At 41.6% G+C, this 10,819-nt stretch carries 10 protein-coding genes; 4 read left to right on the forward strand and 6 right to left on the reverse strand.

The features are described 5' to 3' along the window. Positions 1–772: 772 nt before the first annotated feature. From V7K30_RS14485 to V7K30_RS14500, 4 genes are all read right to left on the reverse strand, one after another. Positions 773–1,705 carry a polysaccharide deacetylase family protein gene (locus V7K30_RS14485; RefSeq protein ID WP_335000245.1) on the reverse strand — a complete coding sequence of 311 codons (933 nt, stop codon included), beginning with the start codon at positions 1,703–1,705 and terminating at the stop codon, positions 773–775. 61 nt (positions 1,706–1,766) lie between these two features. Continuing rightward, positions 1,767–2,042, reverse strand: a complete 276-nt coding sequence (locus V7K30_RS14490; RefSeq protein WP_335000247.1) for a hypothetical protein — start codon at positions 2,040–2,042, stop codon at positions 1,767–1,769. A 305-nt stretch (positions 2,043–2,347) separates the two neighbouring features. Further along, positions 2,348–2,638: a hypothetical protein gene (locus V7K30_RS14495; RefSeq protein WP_335000249.1), complete on the reverse strand. Its 291-nt coding sequence runs from the start codon at positions 2,636–2,638 to the stop codon at positions 2,348–2,350. Between the two features lie 240 nt (positions 2,639–2,878). Next, on the reverse strand, positions 2,879–3,718 hold the full coding sequence (locus tag V7K30_RS14500) for a prephenate/arogenate dehydrogenase (protein WP_335000261.1): 840 nt from the start codon (positions 3,716–3,718) through the stop codon (positions 2,879–2,881). Positions 3,719–3,787: 69 nt separating this feature from the next. Here V7K30_RS14500 and V7K30_RS14505 point away from each other — a divergent pair, with 69 nt between their 5' ends. The 3 genes from V7K30_RS14505 (at position 3,788) to V7K30_RS14515 (ending at position 6,966) form a co-directional block, all read left to right on the forward strand. Next, positions 3,788–5,356 (forward strand): pentapeptide repeat-containing protein, encoded by a 1,569-nt coding sequence (locus tag V7K30_RS14505; RefSeq protein WP_335000263.1) that lies wholly within the window; start codon positions 3,788–3,790, stop codon positions 5,354–5,356. A gap of 55 nt (positions 5,357–5,411) precedes the next feature. Next, positions 5,412–6,011 carry a DUF1517 domain-containing protein gene (locus tag V7K30_RS14510; protein ID WP_335000251.1) on the forward strand — a complete coding sequence of 200 codons (600 nt, stop codon included), beginning with the start codon at positions 5,412–5,414 and terminating at the stop codon, positions 6,009–6,011. Between the two features lie 70 nt (positions 6,012–6,081). Next, a complete protein-coding gene (locus V7K30_RS14515) occupies positions 6,082–6,966 on the forward strand; it encodes a hypothetical protein (RefSeq protein ID WP_335000253.1) in 885 nt (294 codons plus the stop codon). 969 nt (positions 6,967–7,935) lie between these two features. Here V7K30_RS14515 and V7K30_RS14520 read toward each other — a convergent pair. Further along, the gene (locus tag V7K30_RS14520; RefSeq protein ID WP_335000255.1) at positions 7,936–8,709 is read right to left on the reverse strand and encodes a hypothetical protein; all 774 of its coding nucleotides are present in this window, start codon (positions 8,707–8,709) and stop codon (positions 7,936–7,938) included. A gap of 452 nt (positions 8,710–9,161) precedes the next feature. Here V7K30_RS14520 and V7K30_RS14525 point away from each other — a divergent pair, with 452 nt between their 5' ends. Next, positions 9,162–9,863: a hypothetical protein gene (locus tag V7K30_RS14525; protein ID WP_335000257.1), complete on the forward strand. Its 702-nt coding sequence runs from the start codon at positions 9,162–9,164 to the stop codon at positions 9,861–9,863. On the opposite strand, the gene V7K30_RS14530 is transcribed toward V7K30_RS14525, so the two are convergent. Beyond that, positions 9,852–10,259, reverse strand: a complete 408-nt coding sequence (locus tag V7K30_RS14530) for a hypothetical protein (RefSeq protein WP_335000265.1) — start codon at positions 10,257–10,259, stop codon at positions 9,852–9,854. The two genes, V7K30_RS14525 and V7K30_RS14530, sit on opposite strands and share 12 nt — an antisense overlap. Positions 10,260–10,819: the final 560 nt, after the last annotated feature.

Raw genomic sequence — 10,819 nt, forward strand, 5'->3', positions numbered from 1 at the left:
TACACACAAGTCGAAAAAAGCTCGATTTCTCATTTCTCATTTCTCCTTGTTCTCTCGTTCCCATGCAAAGCTAGGAATGGTTGATTAGAGGCTGCTGCCTCCAGTCAGATATTGAGTCAGAGACTCAATGAATGCATTCCTCATGCAGAGCATGGGAACGAGTCAAGCCTAATTCAAGCTAGGTTTTTAGGACTTGTGTGTACACCGTAGCCCTTTGGGAGAAGGGGAGAGGCTAGCGCGAACAGTGCTGACAGCGTTGCGACACGAGGGATTAAAATCCCTCGTGGTATTTTATGTTAAAATTAGATTCTGAGTAAGAACAAAAAACATCTACGTGTTGAAGCATCCTAGTACGGAGAAATCCCGGCTCCCGTGAAACAACGGTTAGGTTTTAGTCCTGGCGCAGTATGACAGGAAAGAGCAAATAAAGGCAGGTTGCGGAGCGTACCGCGTTTTGGCTTAGTGATGGATTCTGAAAGCATTGAAACAATAAAAGTAAACGCGATTACAACATTGGCAATGTCGGTAGTTTAAATGAAGTAGTTTAGGCGGCGTTTGACGGTCGCAGCGAGAGTTTACTCTATCCGCACAATCTCAGTGTCTTTAGACCTGAGAGTGTCAACTCAACTTCTCTTCTGCCTAAAAAAACCTGCCCTTGAAAGACTAGCATCATTCCCTCAACGCCCAGGTTTAACACCCCCGATTTTTGGGTCACTAATTCACCTAGCGCTGCCAAAATTAGAGGTGTAGCTACCTTGCTGCCTGTAGCGTATCACTGATGACTAAGCTGATTGTTTGGATGTTCATCCTTTGTAACCGTAGGTGAAGCTACCTCCGCCAGATGTTGTTCTTCAGCTTGCATTTCCAGTAGTTGAGGAATCGTCACAAATCGATAGCCTTGGGCCTTCAAACCTGCGATCATTTCTGGTAAAGCCTTGACAGATTTGGAACGGTTGCCGCCCCCATCGTGCATCAGTACAATTGCACCTGGTTTTGCATATTTCAGCACATTTTTTACCAGCATTGGCACTTTAGGCGAACGACGTTCAGCGTCTCCCGACTCTTCTGACCACATCATGACAGCGTACTTCTCGTTTTTGGCGTATTCGGCTAATCCATTATTCAAAAAGCCACCAGGGGGACGAAACAGAGTAGTTTTCTCTCCTGTGGTCTTGTAAATAATATCTGCTGTGCGATCAATTTCACTAGCAGCAGTAGCTAAGTCCATATGGCGATACCAATGATGCCATGTGTGATTACCAATTACGTGACCATCAGCAGCCACTTGCTTGGCAACCTGGGGAAAATACTTCACCATTTCTCCAATCATGAAGAATGTCGCCTTGATATCATTTGTCTTCAAAATTTCTAAAATTTGTGCCGTGTTTTTGGGGCCAGGGCCATCATCAAAAGTTAGGGCGATGACTTTATCGTTTGCTTTCAGTTTCGCTTGATAAACGATTGTTCCCTGAAAAAGCTTTGGCACTTCATTCATCTGGTCTGTAGCTGGGGTGATATTCTGTGCGGATGCACTCATCAGCTTGTTCTGACTGGCTTTATCACCATCGATTTTTGGCTTTATAATTCCCAACGGATGCTCAAATCCACTTGTAGCTAAAAGCAAACTGATACCTAAACTACCAGCACCAGTAACCAATGTAATTATTATTAGCTTCAGTAAGAAAGATAATTTACGACTAGACACATTAAATCTCCTCAAATATTAGTTATTGACCATTGGGCATTAGTTTCTCCCTTATCTTTCCCTATCCCCCTTGTCTTTCTATTACATCACTCGTACTGGGTTGTAAATTAATATATCTGCTGCTAAAAGGAAAAAGAAATAGAATACCTTGAAACATTCCAGGTAAAGCTAAAGGAAGTCCCAATTTAATTTGCACTAATTCACCGACTACGGACAAAAGTCCCATCACATTACTGAATAAAATAATACTCAGTGGATTTAATCGGCCAATAAAAGTAGCAATGATGGCAGTATAACCGTAACCAGAAGAAATGCTAGGGCCGAGGACTTCGCACACACTAGCTAAACCAACAGCAATTAATAAGATAAGTAAGTCGACGAGAAAAATTCAATGTATATGAAGAAATCCTCTCTAGTGGACAGCAATTGGTTCTCAACATATCCAAGACTGTAGTTACTGAGTGGCAATGGCTAGTTACAGACATTGATTGATTTTATGCACCAATAGTAAAGTTTAATGTCAAAGCATTCAACATAAAAATAACCCAATGGTGATGTGGGGCATGATCACTGCCTTCGGAGCCAGCAATCCCAATCTTTATATGCTTATAGCCTCCCACATCACACGCAGCACTTGTAATGTTAGTCTTGAGACTCCTCAGAGATAGATTCTGATTCAGTTTCAAGTTCTTCTGTTTCGACTTTGACTGGAGGTTTAACAGGTTTTGGACCACGCGCTAGGGCAGGATTCCCCTGCTGCCTGTTTTCATCCCCATAAGATGCTTTTTTCCCTGTGCCAGATGAGCGATTACGGCTCGGTTTTGAGCTTTTGGGGTTGGATTCAATAGGAGTTATAGAATCCGAATTTTCGGAATTGTTGTCAGTACTTGCTTGGGACTGACGTTCCGATTTCTTGATTGGACGTTCTACCATTGTTGATTTTTGTAAATTTATCTGTATAGTACATCGATTTGGTTACTATCAAACTGATAAGTAGCATTTTTTTAAAGATTTTATTGTTAAAATTATTAAATAGATATGTTTGTTGATTTAACAATAAAGCAGCCACCTAACTTTATCAAGTACCTCAAAAAGCATTCACAGCCAATAAGTAATTAACTAACCAAAACAGTTGAAATGGGTGCGTTATCAATAATGTAACGCACCCTAAAACTAATCAACAAAATCAGGCCGTGCCTTCCCTGTTGATTTCAACTTTGACTCTAAAACTGCCCAATTTTCTTGCTCAATTAAGTTAGTCAACTCATCGAGATTGTGACGATACTGTTGCAGCGATCGCAGCAATGCTTGACGATTATACCGCGCCATCATCACACCCAACTCTGGATTCCCACCACCCACACGACTGGTATCGCGAAAACCCGAACTAGCTAACTTTTGGGCTAATTCCAAAACATCAGGGTCAGTTTCACTCAAGCAAGCAGCAATCAACGAGGAACTGACCATTACAGGTAAATGGGAAATCCAACTAACAGCGCGGTCATGTTGCTCTGGTTCACAATAGTAGATATTCGCTCCCAGCGATCGCACAATTTCTTCCACAACCGTAATTGCACTAGTTGGTGTTGTAGTTATCGGTGTTAATACATAAGGTTTATCAACAAATAAATGCCGTTGTGCAGCTTCTATCCCACTGTCTGTTCTTCCCGCCATTGGATGACCACCGATAAAATTATCCCAAAGGGGAGAAATCGCCTTGACTATCTGTGCTTTCGCCGAACCCACATCAGTCACGACGGTAGCGGCAGACAAATGAGCGATCAACTGCTCAAATTGGGGCACAATAAGCGCTAAGGGTGTACAAATAAATACAACCTCTGCGGCTGCTAACAGGCTCAGATCAACTGATGCTTGATCAACACTGCCGAGGGCAACTGCCTTTTGACAGGTGGCTTCACGGCGACTGACTCCTAAGATATGATGTCCTTGCGATCGCAAATCAAAACCCAAAGATCCGCCGATCAGTCCCAGTCCTAAAATCCCAATATTCATTTTTGATTTTGACATTCCGTTTTTATGACTTTACCAACTATTAAAGTTGGCATCCAAGGGGTAGCATCGATGACTGTAGAGGAATTATTAGAAAAATACGCAGCAGGAGTCTTAAACTTTAGTGGTATCGACCTTGCGGAAGCTAACCTGAGTGGGGTTAAACTCAGTGGCGTGAATCTTAGCGATGCTAATTTGAGTATAGTCAACCTAAGTGGCGCGAATCTGAGTGAAGCTAACTTGAGTAATGCCAAGCTAAATGTAGCCAGACTGAGTGGGGCGAATCTATCCAGCGCCATCCTCAACAACGCCAGTCTCAATGTCGCTAATTTGATTCGAGCCGATTTGGGTCGCGCTCAACTTAGAGGAGCCTCGTTAATCCGCGCCGAGTTAATTCGCGCTGACCTCAGTCGTGCTGACCTGTCGGAGGCTGACCTCACCAGTGCTGATTTGCGAGAGGCGACACTCCGCCAAGCGAATCTCCGCCACGCTAACTTGAGTGAGACTGTCTTGAAAGGCGCTTCTTTGACGGGAGCCAACTTAGAGATGGCTAACTTAAACGCCAGTGACCTCAGTCGTTGTGATCTTAGCGGTGCAAATTTGCGAGATACCGAACTCAGACAAGCGAATCTCAGCCATGCTAACTTGAGCGGAGCAGATTTGAGCGGGGCGAACCTCCGGTGGGCAGATTTAAGCGGGGCGAACCTCCGATGGGCAGATTTGAGCGGCGCAAAATTGAGCGGGGCTACTTTAATTGGCGCAGATTTAACCAATGCTAATTTAACGAATACAATTTTCATCCACGCCGATTTAACTCAGGCAAAATTAATTAGGGCGGAATGGATTGGTGCTGACTTAACAGGAGCAACATTAACTGGGGCAAAACTTTATGCCACCTCCAGGTTTGGTTTAAAAACCGAAGGCATGATTTGTGAATGGGTTGATCTTAGCCCAGCCGGCGATCGCTCGATTATCCAAAACTTCCATTCCGAAGACTCACGAGATTTTTTTAACGAAACACCGCCAACAATCCGAATTATTGTTGATGCAGCTCTAGAACACGAAGCCAATTTTGCGATCGCAGGCGCTTACTATCAAATTGCTCAGGAATACCGCGGGCTGAAACAACCCCCAAGCATCGAAAGTGGGCGTCGTCGAACTGTTTTCACCTTTCATGTAGATAGCGACGAAGCATTATTTTCCACTGCTTACATTGTGATTCTTCCCTTTCTAGATGCCGCATCTACCCAAAAGAGTATTTCCAGTTTGGTGGAAATGATTAACACGGAAGTTGTTGCAAACCAAGATTTAAAATCGCCCCATATGGTGAAACAATTAAATATTCTTGTAGAGCAAGCCATGAGTCAGGCTACAACAATTAAACAGATGAAAAAAAATATCGAAGTAGCCGCAAAGTTAAATTTTTGTAAAGCCCCAATCCAAATAATGTTAACGAATTCTAGCGCCCACACTTTGATTGTCTATGACAATCCCAACTTTGGGAAAAGATTTATTAATCGCTCTGCTCTCAATGCTTCAGCTTATGATGATATATCTCATGAATCAATAAAATATGATATATTGCCTTCGTTAAATATGGTTATAGATTTTGTCAAAGGATTTCACTATATTAGTCATTAATCATGGGGCATTGGGCAAATGACAAAAAACAAAAAACAAAATTTTGGAGGAAAAAATGCGCGATACCTTTAATAAAATGATCGGTCGAACTCGCTATGTAGTCTTTCGCCTATTTCTGCATTTAGGGGGAGGCGAGGTAGCACCAATTTTGGGAGTATTAAATAGTGCTGGACGGGATGCGATCGATGTTGATGGCGACTTAGAAGTTTTGGGAGAAGGATTGGTAGAAATTAGCCAAACCCTGCTGCAATATGATGAATATTGGCTTTCTGCTGCTAACGAGGGTGATGTTTTTTGGGATGAAGGTGAGGCAGGAGATTACGTGAATGAATTATTTACTGACTCTGCCCAAAGATATCTCAGCGAACCAGATTACAGTCCTGACTCTGGATCTGGATTGAATGAACCTTTATCTATACCTGTAACCCGCAACGTCATTGTGATGATTACAGTAGCTTATGAAGGAGAAGTACCAGAGTTAGAAACTGATCTTTCTAACGTTCAGGCACTCAAAGAAGGATTGAAAGCATTGATAAATTTGCATTATAAACAGAGATTGAAGGCAATCCAAGTGCATTTCTCGCCAGCACAGTTAGGCGATGAACTCACTAGCGATCAACTGTTGCAATATTACCCAGAATTGATTCCTTTGTAATCTGTTGGGTAGTCCGTACTTACTACTCACATCAAGAAATTGTTAAGCTCAGAGATAGGACAATAATCCAATGATCATGACCATAGTACGTAAATTTACAGCCGTTTTTTTAGCTCTGAGTTTGTGTCTAACAACTGTCGCTTGTGGTGGGGGAAACCAAACTACTCCTCCGGCTAAGAATGTTAACCAAAACTCTAACACCACAAAGCTGAGTGACGGCGAGTATCAAATACAACAAGCTACTTACGACGATGCAAGTGGTGAGTACAACCTGTTTTTACTTAACAATAAGCCCCCAACCTTTGCAACCGAAAATTTGCAAATGGCACGGTTAACTGATGATGAAATCAAGCAGGGTAAGAAGACGTATTTGAAGGTAGAAAAAGGACAACCGATTTTATATCTGACGGAAGATTTTAAACTTGAGTACGTCCATAACGTTACCGAGAATAAAACCAATCCCCAAACAGGACAACAAGAGACGGTTGTAGTCCGTCGAGAAAATAGCTTCTGGGCACCGTTTGCGGGGTCTGTGGCTGGTAGCTTGGCGGGTCAGGCAATTGGTAGTCTATTCTTTAGACCCCAGTATTATGTACCCCCTGTCTATCAATCAGGACAAGGATTAAGTGGCTTCGGTGGATATGGCGGCAGCTATGGCCAAGCAGTTCAAAACTACCAAACTCGCTACAATGCGCCACCCGCAGCCGTGACAAATCGCACTGCATTCCGCAATACAGGGACAATTAGAAGGTCATATCCTGGAAATTCAAACATACGCAATACACCGCGTAGCACTACAGGTAATAACCGTCCTTCTGGTTCTGGTTTTGGTGGTAGTACGTTGCGACCTTCTGGTAACTCCAACAATACTAGACGCAATTCGGGCAGTGGTTTTGGTAGTGGGCGTAGTTCATCACCCAGCCGCTCAAGTGGTTTTGGCAGCAGACGCCGTTAGGAAATTTCCAACTCAATAGACCTCTTGCATAAATCAAAAATTAAGAACCCCACCCCGCATTTGCTAACGCAAACGCTCCCCTCCCCGCTTGCAGGGAGGGGTTGGGGGTGGGGTGTTAGGGACTTTTGCAAGAGGTCTAATAAATAGACTGCCTGAGAAATGAAGATAGTGTCTTGCATAAAGAAGCCGGAGGGTCACAAGTCAATCCTCCGGCTTCTCTTTATATCTATGCAATTTGTGAGGAGGAATTATGAGAGGCTATTTATAAAGTAAAAATAAAATTCTTGTAGAGTGTGTTACGCGCATATTTCGATATGGTTTGTCACAAAAAATATGACTATCGGCTATCACGCACCGTGTTATGTAGCGGTGCGTTAGGCTAAAGGCGTAACACACCCTAACTTTTGATTTACTTTATAAATGGTCTCTGAATTATTCGATCAAATAATATGAAATACTAAATACAAATATTGCTAAGAGAACAGGAATCATTTTACTAAAGTCTATTCGCTTTTTTTGAACCATTTCTAAACAAGACATCGGAATCATCAGAGGCCAGAAGATAGTTGTTAGCAAAAACATCGCAACCGATAAAAATTTATCCTCTGGAGTAGAAGCAGGATGACGTAGGGAAAATATTAACCAATTGCTTAAAAAATAGCATGTCATGAATAAGTAACCAATAGTTAAAGTCAGTTGTATCTGATTCACCGTGAGTACTCCTGAAGTTATGTGAGCTTCATCAAACATCAACCGTACAAAGTTATAACATATTTGGTTTTCTCCCTTGCCCCGGTAATTACCAATGTCTTTATATACCAAATCCCTGCCATTTCTGTTATATCAAACTTCTTTTCCTGTTTGTAGAGTCTCGTTAACCCTCTTTGGAGAAACTTTTTAAATTTTGGATGATGAATATTCAATACCATGATCCAAAATTTAAAATTCGGTTAGCTATGAGAGTAATAATTAAGCAGTCTTAAAAAATCGAATAATTTCGCGGACATGATCGAGAAATTGCCCGTCAGTGGAAAGTTGCGCGATCGCAGTTCGTGCTTCTCTTGCCAAACGCTCATGTTCAGTTTGATTTGTCGCCCGTAATTCCTCAAAATTAGCAGCAATCCGCGCTAAATCTCTACGAGTTTCTTCGGCAAAGCGTTGTTGAGTCGCTGGTAAGGAATAAGATTGTTCTGGGTTAAGTTGCTCCTCCAATGACTGGATTTTTTGTTCCAATATAGAGAAGCGATCGCGCAGTTCAACAATATCTTCGCGCGGATACTTCCATTCTTGGCGAATCATCGCTAACCGCGCATATAAATACTCGTAAGCACGAATAGCTGGACGCAGAATTGTTAATAATAAAGCTGCACCAGAACTTATATACCCAACCGTACTAATACCAGTAGCAGCAAGAGTATAAAGACCAACGGTTGAGAATAAGTGTAAAGCAATGGCAACCCAGAGCGATCGCTTTGCCAACACTGTGACATACTTCACTTGTTTCTCATCGACTGGAATTCCTTTCTCCTTAGATTGTGCTGCTTCTGCTAAGACTTCTTTGGCTTGAAAATGCACATTCCACGGTACAGTAACAATTACCAACAGCCACCAAAAACTTGCACCACCAATCACCCAATCAAGAAAATTACCAGCAGGTATATGCAACCATTGCAGTAAGCCAAAAGCCGCTAGCACCACAACCACAATTCCAGCAATGGAACTGATGAAAAAGTTAATATACATCTTGCTCTGTCTCCGGTGAAACCATCACCTCGATCATGACTGTACCCAGCAGTTATACGGAAATGCTTGTGATGGTTTTTCTAGTTGCACATATACCACTGTGCAGAATTCAAACTTAAAAAATTTTTGTGTTCAGAATCCTTATGATGGTTTTTCCAGCAGCACATATTCCACTGTACGTAATTCAAAATTTAAAAATCCTTAATGTAGTTCTTCCGTAACTGCGACATTTATTGAACTTTTTAAGTGTTAATTACCGATAAAAAGTTTTATTTTTATCACTTGTCAACTAGCTATTGGTAGATTGACAATTTTAAATTTTATAAGATAGTCTAAAGACTAGGTATTGAAATATACTCGAAAATTTAAATTAAACAGTAAGATAGCTGGTTTATCACTTAATACCTCACTTTTTGTCTAACTCTAGTAATTAACAATTTCTAAGAACTCATATGTTAACCTTTTTTAAAAATCATAAAATTCCTAAATTATTCACAAAATTATCAGTTGCAACTGCTAAAACCGTTTTCGGCTTAGTACTATTATTGAAAATTGATTCTGCTCAAGCTTTTGCATCTAAATTCAACATCGACCCCAGTGCAAGTTTTATTTCTTCATATACATTAAGTCCTGATAGCATACCTTTTTCTCTAACAGATTTGGGAATTAGTTCAGGGGACACAATTAAACTGGAACGGTTTGGTAGTTTTTCACCCTTTGGTGATCCGACTGACGAATACTTTGGTGCAATGTGGGCTACTTTCAGCACTGACAATAAATTGCTACCAAGCAATGGAGAGTATAATGGCGCAACGACTGATAGAGTTCCTGGTGCTATTAATGCAATTCTTCCTAACGGTTGTCTTCCATTTCAGTGTTTAGACAATAGTATTTTTTACATCTCGCGTGGAGATTTTAATGGGGCTATTGTGCAAGTTCCCATTAATGCACAATTTATATTTATTGGTGCTGCCGACAGCTCATTTGATGATAATGTAGACTTGAATAAAGACTTTGCTGTAAATATAAATTCTGTATCTATTGCTAGTGTTCCCGAACCCAGTTTTATGTCAGGTTTACTGGCATTTGGTGTTTGCACTACTGGTTTGCAATTCTTACGCAATCGTAAAAAAGCACCAGGTTTACTCGACTAGATAACTGCGCCAAATTGATTGAGTACCTTTACTACCCTTTTCTGGAATTAGCGATCGCCAAGTTTTACCTTCTTGCTGAATTTGCAGATAAACGTCAAAGGGTTGTTGTGGTTGCGTCAAGCGTCGTTTTGGTAGCTTAACGATCAAGTCGTAAGTTCCCCGAACCCGGAAAGCTGGTAAATTTTCAATCGTCAGGGGTTGTTCCTGGGTAATAGATAGCCGCTTGATTTCAAATCCTTGAAAATCTAGATCCAACTGTTGGCTAAGTTTTTGTTGAGTTTGCTCTAGCCCAAGTGCGATCGCTTTTTGCACTAACTCGCTAGTCGGTAGCAGTCCAATACTGCCACAAGCTGTCACTAGCACCAGCAATATTGCTGTCAAAACTAACCGCACTATGTTATTCACTGCCTGATCTGCTATTTTCATCCTTATCAGTTTAACCGGACGGGTTGCTGCTTTTTCAGCATCGAGTAACTGCTATATAATCAATACGCTTGGGTTAAGGATAATCGTAGGTTGGCTTGAACGTTCGCGAACAGCGTCCCGTAGGGAAGTGAAACCCAACAAACCCTCGAAAATGTTGGGTTTTGTTCCTCAACATTGATGTCAACTTAACGTAAAAACCAGTCTAGACAAAGCTTTGATAGATTGCCTCGTCAAGAGTCTCCGACTGGGAATGCCTATAGGGGGGCTGCCGCCTCAAGACTTGCGGCAGAGCCGCAATTGAAGTCCATTTCCAGCCTCTGGCTGGAAACGAGGTATTAAAGGGGTTTGGGCTTAAGTTGACACCAATGGTTCCTCAACCCAACCTACGCAGTTTAAGATTTTTGACGCTAACCCAAGCGTATTTCTATATAAATGCTATAGGAATCCTATTTGATTTTTGAAAAAGATTACGAGATAATACGGATGAGTTGAGAAGTGTAAGAGCAGACAATGATAAACCAGCATCTACA

Source organism: Nostoc sp. (genome assembly GCF_036917655.1).
Classification (GTDB): domain Bacteria; phylum Cyanobacteriota; class Cyanobacteriia; order Cyanobacteriales; family Nostocaceae; genus Nostoc.

Coding starts and splice junctions, on each gene's coding strand:
- V7K30_RS14495 (WP_335000249.1), bottom strand. CDS start 2,638: ATGGTAGAACGTCCAATCAAGAAATCGGAACGTCAGTCCCAAGCAAGT.
- V7K30_RS14500 (WP_335000261.1), bottom strand. CDS start 3,718: ATGAATATTGGGATTTTAGGACTGGGACTGATCGGCGGATCTTTGGGT.
- V7K30_RS14505 (WP_335000263.1), top strand. CDS start 3,788: ATGACTGTAGAGGAATTATTAGAAAAATACGCAGCAGGAGTCTTAAAC.
- V7K30_RS14510 (WP_335000251.1), top strand. CDS start 5,412: ATGCGCGATACCTTTAATAAAATGATCGGTCGAACTCGCTATGTAGTC.
- V7K30_RS14515 (WP_335000253.1), top strand. CDS start 6,082: ATGATCATGACCATAGTACGTAAATTTACAGCCGTTTTTTTAGCTCTG.
- V7K30_RS14520 (WP_335000255.1), bottom strand. CDS start 8,709: ATGTATATTAACTTTTTCATCAGTTCCATTGCTGGAATTGTGGTTGTG.
- V7K30_RS14525 (WP_335000257.1), top strand. CDS start 9,162: ATGTTAACCTTTTTTAAAAATCATAAAATTCCTAAATTATTCACAAAA.